We start from the raw sequence: 15,778 nt of genomic DNA, 5'->3' as shown, positions 1-15,778 counted from the left end.
ATCCCCGCCGGTGGCGGATTGGACACGAAGCTACCATAAAAATTGAGTGGTTACTCGAATTTGACGCAACCGGACGCACGGCGTGGGCTAGGCTGGCATGCCATGAGCACCCCATCCGCCGCGCAGTCCGCCGCGCAGCCCGCCGCGAAGTCCGCCGCGCAGCCCGCCAGGCGCGGGCCGTACGCGAAGTCCAGGCAGCGGCGTGAAAGCATCGTGGCGGCCGCCTATGCGGTGTTTGCCGCCCACGGCTACCGGGGCGGCTCACTGCAGGATGTGGCGGACAAGGTGGGGATGAGCCAGACCAGCCTCCTGCACTATTTCCCGTCCAAGCGTGATCTGCTGCTCGCCGTGCTGCACCAGCGAGACACGATCACCCAAGACGGCACGCCGCGTGACCCGGAGCAAACCTTGGCCGACGCGGTGGTCCGCCAGGCCCGCTTCAACGAGACGGTGCCCGGCGTGATTGAGCTCTACACGGTGCTGTGCGCCGAGTCCGTCACGGACAACCACCCCGGGCTGGAGTACTTCACCGAACGCTATGAAAGGCTGCGGCGCAGCTACCTTCGGGCGTTCACGGCGCTCGCAGATGAAGGAAGGCTGCGCCCGGGAGTTGACCCCGGCCGCGCGGCCGCCAGCCTGATTGCCCTCTGGGACGGCATCCAGACCCAGTGGCTCATGGCGCCGGAGCGCATCGACATGGCGGGGTGCCTGCGCGACTACCTGGACCTGGTGGTCCTGCCCGCATAGGAGCGGGCAGGGAGCCGGCAAGCGTGGATCAGTTCCCTGCCATCTCCGCCACGAGTTCACGCACGACGGCGCGCAGGTCGCCGTGGTGCGCTGCCGCCACGCGGCGCTGGCGCTGGTAGCCGGCGCCGCGGGCGATGATGTCCTCGACGCAGGCCAGCTCCGTGGCGCAGCCGAGGCGGGCGGCGACGGGTTCCAGCCGGTTCAGCAGCTCCACCGTGTGTTCGGTGACCAGCTGCTCCTTGCCCGCGGCGTCCAGGATGATGATCGCGTCCATGCCGTAGCGGGCCGCGCGCCACTTGTTTTCCTGCACGTGCCACGGCGGCATGGTGGGGATGGATCCGCCGTTGTCCAGGGTGGTGGAGAAGTCCTCCACGAGGCACTGGGTGAGCGCGGCAATCGCGCCGATTTCCTTCAGCGTGGACATGCCGTCGCAAATGCGCATCTCCATGGTGCCCAGCCCCGCCACGGGCCGGATGTCCCAGCGGATTTCATTGGTCGCGTCGATCACCCCGGTGGTGAACATGTCCTCCACGTAGGACTCGTAGGCGGCCCAGTCCGGGAACTGGAACGGCAGCCCGGCGGTGGGCAGCTGCTGGAACATGAGCGCACGCTGCGACGCGTAGCCGGTGTCCTCGCCGTTCCAGAAGGGCGAGGAGGCGGACAGTGCCTGGAAGTGGGGGAAGTGGTTGACCAGCCCGTCCAGGACGGGCATGGCCTTGGAAACGTGGTCCAGGCCGACGTGGACGTGCACGCCGTAGATGAGCATCTGGCTGCCCCACCACTGCGTGCGGTCCACGAGCTTCGCGTAGCGTTCCTTGTCCGTGACGGCCTGGGTGCGCGGGTTGCTGAACGGGTGCGTGCCGGCGCTGAGCAGGTCCAGGCCGAGGGGGGCTGCCGCCTCACGCAGGACGTTCAGGTTCCGGGCCAGGTCCGCGGTGCCCTCGGCCACGGTGTGGCTGACCCCTGTGACCAACTCCACGGTGTTTTGGAGCATCTCGCCCTTGATGTGGGGGTGCTCGCTCCCCGGCAGGAGGTCGGGATGGGCCGCGGAAATGTTGTCAAAAACTTCACTGGCGCGGGCGGCCAATTCGCCGCTTTCGGCATCGACCAGCGCAATTTCCCACTCCAGGCCCAGTGTGGACCGCTCGGATTGGGCGAAATCAATCTTCACTTCGGACGCCCCCTTGGCATTGGTGGAATTGTGTCGCAATGCGGCAAGGGTGCCGGCTGCCTTCTGATTGTAGTTCAGGTGATCGGGCAGAATGGGTGCGTGCCCATATTAAACAAAGACATGACGTTGTGCATTTCCCTGGCGGCCCAGCCCAGCAACATTGGCACGCGCTTCCACAACTACCTCTATGACGCCCTCGGCCTGAATTTTGTCTACAAGGCTTTCGCGCCGGCGGACCTGGCCCAGGCCGTCGCCGGCATCCGCGGCCTGGGAATCCGCGGGGCCGCCGTGTCCATGCCGTACAAGGAAGACGTCATTGCCCTGGTTGACGCCATGGACGCCTCTGCCGCCGCCATCGATTCGGTCAACACGATCGTGAACGACGGCGGCACCCTCACCGCATACAACACCGACTACCTGGCCATCGCCCGGCTTCTCGCGGACCACGGGATCGAGCCCGGCACCACTGTCCTGCTGCGCGGTTCCGGCGGCATGGCCAAGGCCGTGGCGGCCGCCGTGCGCGACGCCGGGCTGGCGAACGTGAGCATCGTGGCCCGGAACGAGCAGGCCGGCCGGGCGCTCGCCGGCCTCTACGGCTTTGCCTGGCTGCCGGAAGCCGCCACGGAAACGGCCGACATGCTCATCAACGTCACGCCCCTGGGCATGGCCGGGAAGGACGAGGGTGTCCAGTCCTTCAGCGACGCCCAGGTGGGCGCCGCGGACGTGGTGTTCGACGTCGTCGCACTTCCCTCCGAAACGCCGCTCATCAAGGCGGCGCGGGCCGCCGGCAAGCGTGTCATCACGGGGGCCGAGGTCATCGCAATCCAGGCCGAGGAGCAGTTTGTGCTCTACACCGGGGTCCGTCCCAGCCCCGAGCTGGTGCGTGCGGCCTCCGAGTTTTCCCGGCTCTAGCCTCCGAGCGGTTCGACCACGACGGCGACCCTGTCCTCGCCAATCCTCGTCAGCACCAGCGTGGCCTTGTTGGGACCCTTGCCCGAACCCGTCAGCAGCTGGCGCCGCAGTTCCTCCGGCGTGGTGGACACGCCGCGCTTCTTGATGTCCAGGACGCCAATCCGGTTCGCCTTCACCCAGCCCTTGAGCGCCTTGACGTTGAACGGCCTGACCTCCAGCACCCTGTAGGCGCGGGCAAAGGGCGTCTCAACCAGCCCGTCGGCGCACAGGTAGGCGATGTGCGGATCCAGCAGGTGGGCGCCGATGCCGCGTGCCAGGTCCGCCACCAGTCCCGCGCGGATCACGGCGCCGTCGGGTTCGTACAGGTAGCCGGCCACCGGGCCCGTGTCCGCGTCCTGCGCGCCGGCATCGTAGGGCACGGCGCTGGTCAGCTCCGAGGTGCCGGCCGGGCCGGTGACCAGCGCGGCGCGGCGCACCCCGGGGCGGGCCAGCGCGTTGAAGTACAGGCCGGCCTCCACCACGTCGCCGTTGACCGAGACCCACTGGGCCTCCGCCGTGCCGGGGATGGCGTCATGGGGGATGCCGGGCCCCATCTTCACGCCCACCGCCCTGCCCGATTCGGCCAGGCCTTCCACGAACGACAGCGGCGGGGAGAAGGCCTCCGGGTCAAAGAGGCGCGTGGTGCCGGAGGTGCTCGTGGTGCGGCGGGCCGGATCCAGCCAGACGCCGTCGATGCCCGTGAGATCCACGTCTTCGGCCCTGGCGCACACCACCGTGGCGTGGGGGAACGGCATGAGGTTCACGGTGGCGCAGGCGGCGGTGAGCTCGTCCATTTCCACGGCCGTGACGTGGATGTCCAGGCTCGCCATGGCCAGGGCGTCCGCCCCGATGCCGCAGCCGAGGTCGGCCACGGAGGTGATGCCCGCCGTCGTGAACCGCTGTGCGTGGAGGGCGGCGGTGCCCAGCCGGGTGGCCTGTTCCAGGCCGGCCGGGGTGAACAGCATCTGGCGGGCAAACTCGCCGAACTTGGCCTCCGCCTTGGCCCGGAGGCGGGACTGGGTGAGGGCCGCGGCAACCAGCTCGGCGGAGTGGCCGGCCTTGCGCAGTGCGCCCGTGACCTGCAGGGAATCCGCTTCCCGGTAGGGTCCCATGGAGGACAGAAGGTCCCATCCGGCAGGAGTGAGCAGCGGGGAAATTGCGTCAGTGGACATAGGGAAAGCCTAGTGGCCGCAGCCGGCGCGCCGGGCACCGCCCGGACGGTCAGCCGTCCTTGCGGATCCACCGGAACGTGAAGCGGCACAGCAGGAGCCCCACCACGAGCCACACGCCCATGACGAGCGCCACCAGCCCCAAGTCCCAGTGCCCGCTTGGCTCCACCGCCTCGAACGACCCCGGCAGGAACACCGCCCGCATGCCCTGCGCCATCCACTTCAACGGGAAGATGCTGGCCACGTTTTGCAGCCAGCCGGGCAGCTGCGCAAAGTTCAGGTAGACGCCGGAGATGAACTGCAGCAGCAGCACGATCGGGATGACCACGGCCGTCGCGGACTTGCCGGTGCGCGGCAGGGCGGAGAGCGCAATGCCCAGCACGCAGCTGGTGATGACGCCAAAGAGGAAGACCCAGGCAAACGTAAACCACTTCCCGGGGTCCGAAGGCATGGCCACCTTGAAGGCAAAGCGCGCCACGAGCAGCAGCAGCGCCACCTGCATCACCGAGCTGGCCAGGACCATGCCGATCTTCCCGCAGAAGTAGGAAAACACCGGCAGCGGCGTGCCGCCGAGGCGCTTGAGGGTGCCGTCGCCCTTCTCCTGGGCAATGTCCACGCCCAGGTTCTGCACGCCGCTGAGCAGCATGCCGGCCGCCACCATGCCGGGAACGTAAAACGCCGCCCAGGTGATGCCGCCGCTGCCGTCCGGCGCCGCGCCGATGTTCGGGCTGGTGCTGAAGGCCACGGCAAACACGGAGAGCATCAGGATCGGGAACAGGAAGGTGAAGAACACCGAGTCGCCCTGGCGGAAATACGTCCGCAGCTCGTAGCCGATGCGTGACCATCCCAGGCGCAGGGTCCTCATGCCGCGTCCTCCGCCGCTCCGGCGTGGGCGCCCACCAGGTCCAGGTAGATGTCCTCGAGGCTGGGCCGGGTGATTTCCAGCCCCTCGACCTCGCGGCCGGCCTCGGCATACAGCCGCGCCGCGAGCACGGACGGCGCGCTGGTGCGCTCCGAACGCACGACGCCGTCCTGCCGCCACCGCACGATCGGCACCTTGGCGCCGGGCCCGCCGATCTGGTCGATCGGGCCGATGTCCACGAGCCGTCCGCCGACAATCACGCCGGCGCGGTCCGCCAGCGTGGCGGCCTCGTCCAGGTAGTGGGTCGTGAGCAGGATGGTGGTGCCTTCGTCCTTGAGGCCGTTGACCAGCCCCCAAAACTGGTGCCGTGCCTGCGGATCGAAGCCTGTGGTGGGCTCGTCCAGGAACAGCAGCCTGGGCCGGCCGATGATGCCCAGGGCCACGTCCACGCGGCGGCGCTGCCCGCCGGACAGCCTGCCGATCCGGGTCCTCGCCTGGGACGCCAAGCCGACGGCCTCGATGACCTCGCCGACGTTGCGCGGGTTCGGGTAGTAGCCGGCAAAATGCTTCAGCTGCTCCAGCACGGTGACATTGCCGCTTTCCCCGCTGGACTGCAGCACGATCCCGAGCTGGGACTTCCAATCAAGGCCGCCGTGCTGCGGATCCTTGCCCAGCACGCTGACCTCCCCGCTGCTGCGGTCTCGGTAGCCCTCCAGTATTTCGATGGTGGTGCTCTTGCCGGCTCCGTTGGGACCCAGCAGGGCAAAGGTCTCGCCTTCGTGAATCTCAAAGCTGATGCCGCCCACGGCGTTGGCGCCGCCGTAGGACTTGGCCAGCTCGCGGACCTGGACGGGCGGTGCACCGGGTGTCATGCAAGCCATGCTTGCATTGCGGGGCCGCGCGGGCAATAGTGCGCCTGCGGGCGCGCCGCGACGGGTGCGCCCAGAGCGAAACCCGGCCCTCCGGCGTCGTACATTTTGGGGTTGGTACTGGCACTCGCCTTGACCGAGTGCTAACCAATTCAATAGAGTCAGGGTTAGCACTCTCACCCCGAGGGCGCTAACACCTTGGACTCTTGGCCTGGGGATCATCACCGGCACCGCGACGACGGTTGGGATCCCGCTTGGGCTTTGCGTCCTTGAGCCATCCATAGAATTTACTCATGTGAAGGGGAGGTCCGAGTGTCGGTCTCTATTAAGCCTCTTGAGGATCGTATTGTTGTCCGCCAGCTCGAAGCAGAGCAGACCACCGCTTCCGGGCTGGTCATCCCGGACACTGCCAAGGAAAAGCCCCAGGAGGGCGAAGTTGTGGCAGTGGGCCCCGGCCGCGTTGACGACAACGGCAACCGCGTCCCGATCGATGTTGCCGTCGGCGACGTCGTCATCTACTCCAAGTACGGTGGAACCGAAGTAAAGACCGGCGGCGAAGAGCTGCTGGTGCTTTCGGCCCGTGACGTGCTGGCCATCGTCGTCAAGTAACCACTTTGTGAAAGCCCCGCGCCCGGGACCGGACACGGTCGCGTCGCGGGGCCTTTGCGTGAAAGGACAAACACATGGCTAAGCAGCTTGCATTTAATGACCACGCCCGCAAGGCGCTGGAGGCCGGCATCGACAAGCTGGCCGACACCGTCAAGGTCACGCTCGGCCCGCGCGGCCGCAACGTGGTGCTCGACAAGAAGTGGGGCGCCCCCACGATCACCAACGACGGCGTCACGATCGCCCGTGAGGTGGAGCTGGAAGACCCGTACGAAAACCTCGGCGCGCAGCTGGCCAAGGAAGTTGCCACGAAGACCAACGACGTTGCCGGCGACGGCACCACCACGGCCACCGTCCTGGCACAGGCACTCGTCAAGGAGGGCCTGCGCAACGTAGCCGCAGGCGCCGCCCCCGGCGAGCTCAAGCGCGGCATCCAGGTTGCTGTTGAAGCCATCGCCAAGCGCCTGCTGGAAAACGCGCGCCCCGTTGAGGGCGGACAGGTGGCCGAGGTGGCCGCCATCTCCGCGCAGAGCCAGGAAATCGGCGACCTGCTCGCCGAGGCGTTTGACAAGGTCGGCAAGGATGGTGTCATCACCATCGAGGAGTCCTCCACAACGTCCACCGAGCTGGTCCTGACCGAGGGCATGCAGTTCGACAAGGGCTACCTGTCCCCGTACTTCGTCACGGACGCGGAACGCCAGGAAGCCGTCATGGAGGACGCGCTGATCCTCATCAACCAGGGCAAGATCTCCAACCTGCAGGAATTCCTGCCGCTGCTGGAGAAGGCCCTTTCCGCCGGCAAGCCGCTGTTCATCATTGCCGAGGACGTGGACGGCGAGGCGCTTTCCACGCTGATCGTCAACCGGCTGCGCGGCACGCTGAACGTGGTTGCCGTCAAGGCTCCGGGCTTCGGCGACCGCCGCAAGGCCATGCTGCAGGACATCGCGATCCTGACCGGCGCCCAGGTTGTCTCCCCGGAGATCGGCCTGTCCCTGGACCAGGTTGGCCTTGAGGTGCTGGGCACCGCCCGCCGCATCACGGTCACCAAGGACAACACCACCATTGTTGACGGTGCCGGCACGTCCGAGGACGTTGCCGACCGCGTGGCCCAGCTGCATGCCGAGCTCGCGCGCACCGACTCCGACTGGGACAAGGAAAAGCTGCAGGAACGCCTGGCCAAGCTGGCAGGCGGCATCGGCGTGATCAAGGTCGGCGCCGCCACCGAGGTCGAGCTGAAGGAAAAGAAGCACCGCATTGAGGACGCCGTGTCCGCAACGCGTGCGGCCCTGGAAGAAGGCATTGTTGCCGGTGGCGGTTCCGCCCTGGTGCAGGCCGCCAAGGCCCTCGACGACGACGCCACGGTGGCAGCCCTGACCGGCGACGCCGCGACGGCCATCGAGCTGGTCCGCAAGGCCGTTGCCCAGCCGCTGCGCTGGATTGCCCAGAACGCCGGCCACGACGGCTACGTTGTGGTGCACAAGGTGGGCGAACTGGAAGACGGCTTCGGCTTCAACGCCGCCACCGGCGTGTACGAGAACCTGGTCCAGGCCGGGGTCATCGACCCGGTCAAGGTCACGCGTTCGGCACTGCGCAACGCCGCCTCCATCGCAGCCCTGGTGCTCACCACCGAGGTGCTCGTGACGGAGCAGCCTGCCGAGGACGAGGAAGCCGGCCACAGCCACTAGCCAACGCTTCGTTGGGGCCAGCTTGAGAATTGCCGCCGTTCCCGCAATATGCCACCGATATAACGACGGCAAATTGCGGGAACGGCGGCAATTTTGCGCTTAGTGGCGTTGTCGGCCGGGAGTGAGGGCCCGGAGGGCGTTGAGGATCGTGGCAAGGTCAACGGCCTCCTGTGAGAGTGCACCCGCCACGGCCGGAATGTGTCCGACGGCGGCCAGGACCATGAGGGCGACGCTGAGGCTGATGCCGATCCAGATGCTCTCGACGGCGATCCGCACCGTGCGCCGACCGATCCGGACCGACTCGGCGACCTTGCCGAGGTCATCGAGCATGATGACGATGTCCGCGGATTCGCTGGCGGCGGTTGACCCCCTGGCCCCCATTGCTATGCCGACATCCGCTGCAGCCAGGACCGGCGCATCGTTGACGCCGTCGCCCACCATCATCACCAGGCGCCGGGGCAGCGCGTGAAGCAGCCGCACCTTGTCCTCCGGCAGGAGGCCTGCCTCCACCCGCGTGATGCCGGCCTCCGTGGCGATGAACTGCGCAGTGGCCGCAGCGTCTCCGGTGAGCATCACGGTTTCGGCAACACCCAAGGCGCGCAGCGCGGACAGCGTGTCCGGTACCTCCGGGCGCAGCGGATCACGCATGATGAGTGTGCCGGCAAAGGCCCCGTCGACCGCCACGTAGACGGCCATCTGCCCGGGTGCCAGAACCGCCGGTTCGACCCCGGCCGCCCTTCCCGCCACGAATGCCTCTTTCCCGACCAGCACCTGGCGGCCGCTGAAAACCGCACTGACACCGTTGGTGGCATGCTCGGTGGCGGTCTCTGTGGTTTCCAGTGCCAGGCCGCGGCTCCGGGCCTCGGCAACCACGGCGGCCGCGAGCACGTGCGAGGAATACTGCTCGGCCGAAGCTGCCAGTGCCATCATTTCGCCGGGCGCCAGGGAGGTGCTGCGGATCTCCTCCAGGGTGGGTTTGCCGCCCGTGAGCGTTCCGGTCTTGTCGAACGCCGCGGTCCCGACACGGGAGAGCTGTTCCAGGGTGCCGCCGCCCTTGACAATGATCCCCGCCCTGGCCGCGCGGCTCATGCCCCCGAGGAAAGCCACGGGCGCCGCGATCAGCAGGGGGCAGGGGGTCGCGACAACAAGGACCTCGGCAAAGCGGGCAGCGTCCCCGCTCAGGTACCAGGCAGCGGCCGCCAGCGCCAGGGCGAGGGCGGTGAACGGCACAGCGTACCTGTCCGCCAACCGCACCACGGGGGCTCGGCTCCCGGCCGCTTCGCGCACAAGTGCAATGATGCGGCTGTATTGGGAGTCCTCTTCGCGCGCGACGGCCCTGACACGCACCGCCGCGGGGCCGTTGAGGACGCCGCTGGACACGGGGCTGTCTGTTTGGCGCTCCACCGGCAGGCTTTCCCCCGTGAGCGCCGACTCGTCAAACACGGCCGGGCCGGAGAGCAGGACCGCATCAACGGGCACGACTTCGGAGGGCCGTACCAACAGGACCTCGCCCACCTCGACCGCTCCAATGGGGATGTCGGTGGTGCCCCCGCCGGGGTTTTCCCGGTGTGCCGTCCGTGGTGCCCGTGCCAGCAGGGACGTCAGCTCCCTGGTGGCCCGGCCGGCCGCAAAATCTTCCAGCGCCGCTCCGCCGGAAAGCATCAGGACAATGATCAGGGACGCGATGTATTCGCCCACGACCACGGTCGCCACAATGGCGGTGACGGCGAGGACATCAATGCCCCAGCGCCCTTTCAGGATGCCCCGGACCATGCCGACGGACTGGAAGGCGGCCACGGACAGGGCGAAGGCACTGGCAACCCAGCGGGCCGCGGGTTCCTGTCCGGCCAGCATCAGCCCCGCCACGACCATGCCGGCACCGATCGTCAAGGCGACGATCGGGTAGCGCCGAAGTGCTGTTCCAACAGGCTGCCGCGGCGAAGCCGCCGTCAGGGTGCGGCCAGCTTGATCCTGCGCGGGGGTGTCCACGGCGGGTCGTCCGGAGTCGTCCATGCACCCAACTCTGCCCCAGGATCGGTCCCGGACCAAGTGCCCCGCCTGGCCCGGAACGCCCGCACAGGACCTTTACGTGGTCAGCGCCGGAACGCGCTGCGAGCCCCCACGCCGCCAATGGCCATTTGCGCGTGCTCCGCCGAGTAGCGCGTGGGTGCCGGGCGCCGGCGTCGAACCAGACGGTAGGCGAGCAGCACCGCGGCCGCGCTTATGACAATGCCGGCCACGTTCAGGAGCAGCTGCAACGCGGAACCGCCGGCCCTGCCCGGCTCGCCCAGCACCAGCGCCACGGCAACGTATCCTGCGGCCGGGACGGTGGTGACCGAAATGAACACCCCCACCAGGGCCGCGGACTTCTTGCCGATGAGGGACAGCATGCCTGCCGCTCCGGCCAGCACCGCCACGATGAAGGAATAGGGGCCGGGGTGGTAGATGAACTCCGTGGCCCGGTTGTTGCCGAGGACATCGGCCGGATTGAACAGGCCCAGCCAGATGGACGCGACCGTTGCAACGCCTGTCAGGACCATCGCCACGGGAAACCCAACGCAAAGGGCCGTTGCGGCCCTTCTGGCAAGCTTCCATCGCCGGTCCACCAGGGCCAGGGCCAGCCCGGCGAGGGGGCCAAACTCCGGCCCCACCACCATGGCCCCGACAATGGCAATGGTGGAATCCGTGATGATGCCGATCCCTGCCAGTTGGACGGCGATGGCCAGGAACGCCAGGTAGCTCCACGTCAGCTTGGAGTCGTCGCTGGTGTCCTGCTCCACCTCATCCCAGATGATGGCGTCGGCCCCGTCTCCGGCCGCTCCGTCCTCGGCCGCGTCCAGCCGATCGGAGATGACCAGCTCGGGGGCCGTGACGCTGACGGAACCAACCGTGGCGATGTTGAAGGTGTGCAGTTTTTGCAGAAGCGTCTCCACGCTTTCGCGAACGGCCTGCAGAACAATGACGTCACCGGCAGGCACCATGGATGCGCCCCTCAGCACCGAGATTTCTGAGACACCCGAATGGTCGCGGGCCATGGACACCACGGCCCCGGTGAGGGAGGAGGGGACAACAATGCGTATTTGCAGGGCCATCGGATTCCTTTTGCTTGCCGTCGGGTGTGGGACAGATTCTACGAGACACTGGCGCCGGCGAGCGGGCCGGCACCCTTAACGCCCCCGAACGGGGCACGATTGGCGGCGTGGGACAGGAGCTTGCTGCCGTCGGTGACGGCGCAGACAACCCCAAACTGCCATGGCATGTCGACTGGAACCCTGTGTGGCGAGGGTGGGCGCAGAAGGCTGTTCCTGTGATAACGGACGAGGCGGCCCGCGCCTCCCTGCGGCGCAGCAGGGCAGCGCCGTGGTGCATCCCGATGAAAACCGCCTGACCCGGATCGAGGAAAAGTGCGTGGCCCCGGACGTGGAACGCGGCTGCCCGCCGCCGCCAAGTGGGGCGAATGAGCCCGCGCGTGGTCCGCCAACTGTGGCCTCTGCCACGGCCCCGGCGGGGAATAGGGGCATTGCCGGTTTCGTTTTAGACTGTACCCAACGCACAGACCAGCCCCGTAATCACGGGGCAGGCCATCGGATGCACACCCCACCGGTTCTACCCCCGCCAAGGAGCCTTCGTGTCCCAGCCTGAAATCCATGATCCCTTCGCCTTTGTTGGCCTGACGTACGACGACGTCCTGCTCCTTCCAGGCCACACGAACGTCATCCCGTCCGAGGCCGACACCAGCTCGCGGGTTTCCAAGCGGATCACCGTGGCAACCCCGCTGCTTTCGGCGGCGATGGACACCGTGACGGAGTCCCGCATGGCGATCGCCATGGCCCGGCAGGGCGGCCTGGGCGTGGTGCACCGCAACCTGTCCATTGAGCGTCAGGCCGAGGAAGTGGATCTGGTCAAGCGCAGCGAGTCCGGCATGATCACGAACCCAGTCACGGTGGGCCCGGATGCCACGCTGGCCGAACTTGACGAGCTTTGTGCCCGCTTCCGCGTCTCCGGCCTGCCCGTGGTGGACGGGGACGGCCGCCTGATGGGCATCGTCACCAACCGCGACACCGTGTTCATCCCGGAGGGCGACTACCCCCACCGCCGCGTCCGCGAAGTCATGACCCCGATGCCGCTGGTCACCGGCCGCGTGGGCATCAGCCGCGAGGATGCGTCCAAGCTGCTGGGCAAGAACAAGATCGAAAAGCTTCCCCTGGTGGACGGGTCCGGCTACCTGCGCGGGCTGATCACCGTCAAGGACTTCGCAAAAGCTGAGCAGTACCCGCTGGCCACCAAGGACGACGGCGGGCGCCTGCGCGTCGGCGCCGCGATCGGCTTCTTTGGCGACGGCTTCGAGCGCGCCATGACCATGGTGGACGCCGGCGTGGACGCCCTGTTCGTCGACACGGCCAACGGGCACAGTCAGGGCGTGCTGGACCTGATCGCCCAGCTGAAGGCCGATCCCGCGGCCGCGCACGTGGACGTCATTGGCGGCCAGGCTGCCACCCGCGAAGGCGCCCAGGCCCTGATTGACGCCGGCGCCGACGGCATCAAGGTGGGAGTGGGCCCGGGCTCCATCTGCACCACGCGCGTGGTTGCCGGCGTGGGCGTCCCGCAGATCACCGCCATCTACGAATCCGCGAAGGCGGCCATCCCCGCCGGCGTGCCGCTGATCGCCGACGGCGGCCTGCAGTACTCGGGCGACATCGGCAAGGCGCTGGTGGCCGGCGCCGACACCGTCATGCTCGGCTCCCTGCTGGCCGGCACCGAGGAGTCCCCGGGCGAGCTGGTCTTTGTCAACGGCAAGCAGTACAAGACGTACCGCGGCATGGGCTCCCTGGGCGCCATGCAATCCCGCGGCAAGAACACCTCCTACTCCAAGGACCGGTACTTCCAGGCGGACGTCTCCGGCGACGACAAGCTCATCCCCGAAGGCATCGAGGGCCGCGTCGCCTATCGCGGGCCGCTGTCATCCGTCGCCTACCAATTGGTGGGCGGCCTGCGCCAGACCATGTTCTACGTGGGCGCCCCCACCGTCCCCGAGCTGAAGGCGCGCGGCAAGTTCGTCCGCATCACCGCCGCCGGCCTGAAGGAATCCCACCCGCACGACATCCAAATGACGGTCGAGGCACCCAACTACCTGAGCAAGTAATCCACGGCCGCGAGGGCCTTTCCAGCACGACGGCGGTCCCGCGCCCTGGCAGCCAAGGTGCGGGACCGCCGTCGTGCCCGAGCCCCGTTGGAGAACGTCCCCTGCGGCGGCACAGCCGGCACGTGCGCCGCGGACGGTCACGCGTTGAGGGCGGACTCGAAGCGGTCCAGGGCCGTGTCCGGGGCAACGGTTTGCTCAACAAAGTCGGATTCGCCGCCGGAGCGGAGGGTCCAGTCACCGGCTTCGACGGCGGCCAGCTGGGCGATGACGGGTTCCTGGCCGGCGCGCAGGCGCTTGACCACTGCAGTGGCGGGCAGCCCCTCGGCGGCGCCGGCCAAATATTCTCGGCAAAGGTGGAGGCCCAGGGTAAGCATGGCGGAGCCGGATTCGATGGGTTGGATCTCATGCGTCCCGACAGGGCTCAAGTTGAGCAGGACGGCACCAACATTCGATCCGACAGCAAACAAGACGTGTTGGGTGGAGGGGGTGGTCAGCGAAATTTCCAGCCATTCCTGGGCCTGGGACAGCACTGTGCCGACCACCGCGCACCGTTCAACGGGAAGAATTCTCTCGCCCTGTGGCTCCGCCAGCCCGCGGACCAGCAATGTGGTGAGGCCCGCGTTCTGAAGCAGCTCGTTGCCGGTGTGCTGGTCCAAGTGGAACAGTCCCAACGTGGTGGCAGCTGATTCCGTGGGCGTCATGGACAGCAGGGCGAGCAGTTCGTGGTCAGTCATGCGCAGCTCAGTTTCGCTCATGCGCCCAAGCCTACCGGCCGAGGGGCCCCGGCCGAGCGCAGCGAGGCGGGGGAGGACGGCAGGCGCTACCGGCCGAGGGGCCCCGGCCGAGCGCATCCAGTTGTTCCACTGCGACCCGAATTGTTCGCTGTCGGGACCGTTCCGCCGGGCGTGCGCGATGACGTTGTTCAAGGTGGAGGACAGGTATTTCGGCGCTGTGCCGGGGGACTCCATGGTCTTGGCGCTGCGGGCGTTGTGTGCCCGATTCCTGCGCGAGGTGGCGCTGACGGCGGGCGGGGGAGACGGCGTCGCGCCTTCCATCCTTGATGACGCGGCGGCCCCGCACCAGCACCTCGGAGCCCACTGGGACCGCCTGGCGGGCCTGATCGGGGCGCCCGGTGATCCGGACTTCGGCGCCATGGCCGCCGCCGTGGAGGCGATGGCCGGCTTGGACGCTGGGGCGGCCCAAACGCTGCGGCGCTGGGGGCTTTGAGGGCGGCAGGGGTTGCTGGGATAGGCTGGGGGCGTGACTTATGAGATTGAGATCGGCCGTGGCAAGCGTGGGCGTCGTGCCTACTCATTGGATGACATTGCGATTGTCCCGTCCCGAAGGACGCGCGACCCCAAGGATGTTTCCGTCAAGTGGCAGATCGATGCCTACCAGTTTGAGACGCCCGTCATCGGCGCGCCCATGGACTCGGTCATGTCGCCGGAAACCGCCATTGCCCTGGGCAAACTCGGCGGACTGGGCGTCCTGGACCTGGAAGGCCTGTGGACCCGGTACGAGGACCCGCAGCCGGTGCTGGACGAGATCGCCCGGCTTGAGGGATCCGTGGTGGATCCGGAATCCACGCTTCGCATGCAGCAGCTGTACAGCGCGCCTGTCCAGCCGGAGCTGATCACGCAGCGGCTGGCCGAAATCCGCGCCTCCGGCGTGACGGTGGCCGGATCGCTGACGCCGGGGCGCACGCAGGAGTTCTACAAGACCGTGGTGGCGGCCGGCGTGGACATCTTCGTGATTCGCGGGACCACGGTCTCCGCGGAGCACGTGTCCAAGTCCACGGAGCCGCTGAACCTCAAGCAGTTCATCTACGAGCTTGACGTGCCCGTCATTGTGGGAGGCGCCGCCGGCTACACGCCGGCGCTGCACCTCATGCGCACCGGGGCGGCCGGCGTGCTGGTCGGCTTTGGTGGCGGCGCGTCCACCACCACCCGGCGCGCCCTGGGCATCCGCTCTCCCATGGCCAGCGCCATCTCCGACGTTGCCGCGGCGCGCCGGGACTACATGGATGAGTCGGGCGGACGCTACGTGCACGTCATTGCCGACGGCGGCATGGGCTCCAGCGGCGACATCGTCAAGGCGATCGCCATGGGGGCCGACGCCGTCATGCTCGGCGCCGCGCTTTCCCGCGCGTCCGAGGCCCCCGGCCAGGGCTGGCACTGGGGCGCGGAGGCGCACCACCAGGAGCTGCCGCGCGGCCACCGGGTGAGAATGGGCACGGTGGGAACGCTGGCCGAGGTGCTGCACGGCCCGGCCCACACGGCCGACGGCGCCTCCAACCTCATCGGGGCGCTGCGCCGTTCGATGGCCACCACGGGCTACTCGGACCTGAAGGAGTTCCAGCGCGTCGAGGTGCTGGTTTCACCGTAGTTTTGTTCGTTTTGGGGCGCCCCGGTTCGTTGCGGACCGGGGCGCTTTTTCTTGCGCGTTTTACGGCCGGAGTTTGTTCCGGCCGCGGCGGATTGGCGGGGTTCAGCAGCCGACGCCGTCGGGGTTTTGGTTGCAGTTGTCAGCGTAGTTGTTGGTCACGGCGCGCCAGACGGTCAGGGCGAGTGGGGCG

The 15,778-nt window shown here is 68.0% G+C and carries 14 protein-coding genes; 7 read left to right on the top strand and 7 right to left on the bottom strand.

Annotated features, from left to right (window positions below):
* The first annotated feature begins 102 nt into the window (after positions 1 to 102).
* A complete protein-coding gene (locus G6034_RS16365) occupies positions 103 to 747 on the top strand; it encodes a TetR/AcrR family transcriptional regulator (protein ID WP_176636181.1) in 645 nt (214 codons plus the stop codon).
* 28 nt (positions 748 to 775) lie between these two features.
* Here the strand turns inward: G6034_RS16365 and G6034_RS16360 are convergent, their stop codons facing one another.
* Entirely contained in the window at positions 776 to 1,918 is a 1,143-nt protein-coding gene (locus tag G6034_RS16360) for a glutamate--cysteine ligase (protein WP_176636180.1), read from the bottom strand.
* Positions 1,919 to 2,017: 99 nt separating this feature from the next.
* Here G6034_RS16360 and G6034_RS16355 point away from each other — a divergent pair, with 99 nt between their 5' ends.
* Complete coding sequence (locus G6034_RS16355) at positions 2,018 to 2,830, top strand: shikimate 5-dehydrogenase (RefSeq protein WP_176636179.1); 813 nt, start codon at positions 2,018 to 2,020, stop codon at positions 2,828 to 2,830.
* Here G6034_RS16355 and G6034_RS16350 read toward each other — a convergent pair.
* The 3 genes from G6034_RS16350 to G6034_RS16340 are packed head-to-tail and all read right to left on the bottom strand — an operon-like array spanning position 2,827 to position 5,772.
* Positions 2,827 to 4,041: a class I SAM-dependent methyltransferase gene (locus G6034_RS16350; protein ID WP_176636178.1), complete on the bottom strand. Its 1,215-nt coding sequence runs from the start codon at positions 4,039 to 4,041 to the stop codon at positions 2,827 to 2,829. The two genes, G6034_RS16355 and G6034_RS16350, sit on opposite strands and share 4 nt — an antisense overlap.
* A gap of 49 nt (positions 4,042 to 4,090) precedes the next feature.
* Entirely contained in the window at positions 4,091 to 4,903 is an 813-nt protein-coding gene (locus G6034_RS16345; protein ID WP_176636177.1) for an ABC transporter permease, read from the bottom strand.
* Complete coding sequence (locus tag G6034_RS16340; protein ID WP_176636176.1) at positions 4,900 to 5,772, bottom strand: ABC transporter ATP-binding protein; 873 nt, start codon at positions 5,770 to 5,772, stop codon at positions 4,900 to 4,902. The genes G6034_RS16345 and G6034_RS16340 overlap by 4 nt, the downstream gene beginning before the upstream one ends.
* Before the next feature lie 309 nt (positions 5,773 to 6,081).
* Here G6034_RS16340 and groES point away from each other — a divergent pair, with 309 nt between their 5' ends.
* Positions 6,082 to 6,378 carry a co-chaperone GroES gene (groES, locus tag G6034_RS16335; protein WP_113719120.1) on the top strand — a complete coding sequence of 99 codons (297 nt, stop codon included), beginning with the start codon at positions 6,082 to 6,084 and terminating at the stop codon, positions 6,376 to 6,378.
* Between the two features lie 74 nt (positions 6,379 to 6,452).
* Positions 6,453 to 8,060 (top strand): chaperonin GroEL, encoded by a 1,608-nt coding sequence (groL, locus tag G6034_RS16330; RefSeq protein WP_176636175.1) that lies wholly within the window; start codon positions 6,453 to 6,455, stop codon positions 8,058 to 8,060.
* Positions 8,061 to 8,159: 99 nt separating this feature from the next.
* Here the strand turns inward: groL and G6034_RS16325 are convergent, their stop codons facing one another.
* Both G6034_RS16325 and G6034_RS16320 read right to left on the bottom strand, forming a co-directional pair.
* Positions 8,160 to 10,073, bottom strand: a complete 1,914-nt coding sequence (locus G6034_RS16325; RefSeq protein ID WP_176636174.1) for a heavy metal translocating P-type ATPase — start codon at positions 10,071 to 10,073, stop codon at positions 8,160 to 8,162.
* 80 nt (positions 10,074 to 10,153) lie between these two features.
* Positions 10,154 to 11,152 carry a DUF389 domain-containing protein gene (locus G6034_RS16320; protein WP_176636173.1) on the bottom strand — a complete coding sequence of 333 codons (999 nt, stop codon included), beginning with the start codon at positions 11,150 to 11,152 and terminating at the stop codon, positions 10,154 to 10,156.
* Positions 11,153 to 11,688: 536 nt separating this feature from the next.
* On the opposite strand from G6034_RS16320, the gene guaB reads away from it, so the two are divergent.
* A complete protein-coding gene (guaB, locus tag G6034_RS16315; RefSeq protein ID WP_176636172.1) occupies positions 11,689 to 13,203 on the top strand; it encodes an IMP dehydrogenase in 1,515 nt (504 codons plus the stop codon).
* A 137-nt stretch (positions 13,204 to 13,340) separates the two neighbouring features.
* On the opposite strand, the gene G6034_RS16310 is transcribed toward guaB, so the two are convergent.
* Positions 13,341 to 13,958, bottom strand: coding sequence for a hypothetical protein (locus G6034_RS16310; RefSeq protein ID WP_176636171.1), 618 nt, complete (start codon positions 13,956 to 13,958; stop codon positions 13,341 to 13,343).
* 157 nt (positions 13,959 to 14,115) lie between these two features.
* On the opposite strand from G6034_RS16310, the gene G6034_RS16305 reads away from it, so the two are divergent.
* Entirely contained in the window at positions 14,116 to 14,430 is a 315-nt protein-coding gene (locus G6034_RS16305; RefSeq protein ID WP_176636170.1) for a hypothetical protein, read from the top strand.
* 33 nt (positions 14,431 to 14,463) lie between these two features.
* On the top strand, positions 14,464 to 15,588 hold the full coding sequence (locus G6034_RS16300) for a GuaB3 family IMP dehydrogenase-related protein (protein ID WP_176636169.1): 1,125 nt from the start codon (positions 14,464 to 14,466) through the stop codon (positions 15,586 to 15,588).
* Positions 15,589 to 15,778: the final 190 nt, after the last annotated feature.

Source organism: Arthrobacter wenxiniae, assembly GCF_013376105.1.
GTDB classification, from domain to species: domain Bacteria; phylum Actinomycetota; class Actinomycetes; order Actinomycetales; family Micrococcaceae; genus Specibacter; species Specibacter wenxiniae.
The sequence above is the reverse complement of the archived record's forward strand: the minus strand, read 5'-3'. Positions and strand labels throughout refer to the sequence as shown.

Excerpts from the sequence above, each read along its gene's own strand:
- G6034_RS16305 (WP_176636170.1), top strand. The coding sequence starts at position 14,116 with ATGACGTTGTTCAAGGTGGAGGACAGGTATTTCGGCGCTGTGCCGGGG.
- groL (WP_176636175.1), top strand. The coding sequence starts at position 6,453 with ATGGCTAAGCAGCTTGCATTTAATGACCACGCCCGCAAGGCGCTGGAG.
- G6034_RS16320 (WP_176636173.1), bottom strand. The coding sequence starts at position 11,152 with ATGGCCCTGCAAATACGCATTGTTGTCCCCTCCTCCCTCACCGGGGCC.
- G6034_RS16365 (WP_176636181.1), top strand. The coding sequence starts at position 103 with ATGAGCACCCCATCCGCCGCGCAGTCCGCCGCGCAGCCCGCCGCGAAG.
- G6034_RS16345 (WP_176636177.1), bottom strand. The coding sequence starts at position 4,903 with ATGAGGACCCTGCGCCTGGGATGGTCACGCATCGGCTACGAGCTGCGG.
- G6034_RS16340 (WP_176636176.1), bottom strand. The coding sequence starts at position 5,772 with ATGACACCCGGTGCACCGCCCGTCCAGGTCCGCGAGCTGGCCAAGTCC.
- G6034_RS16310 (WP_176636171.1), bottom strand. The coding sequence starts at position 13,958 with ATGAGCGAAACTGAGCTGCGCATGACTGACCACGAACTGCTCGCCCTG.
- G6034_RS16350 (WP_176636178.1), bottom strand. The coding sequence starts at position 4,041 with ATGTCCACTGACGCAATTTCCCCGCTGCTCACTCCTGCCGGATGGGAC.
- G6034_RS16325 (WP_176636174.1), bottom strand. The coding sequence starts at position 10,073 with ATGGACGACTCCGGACGACCCGCCGTGGACACCCCCGCGCAGGATCAA.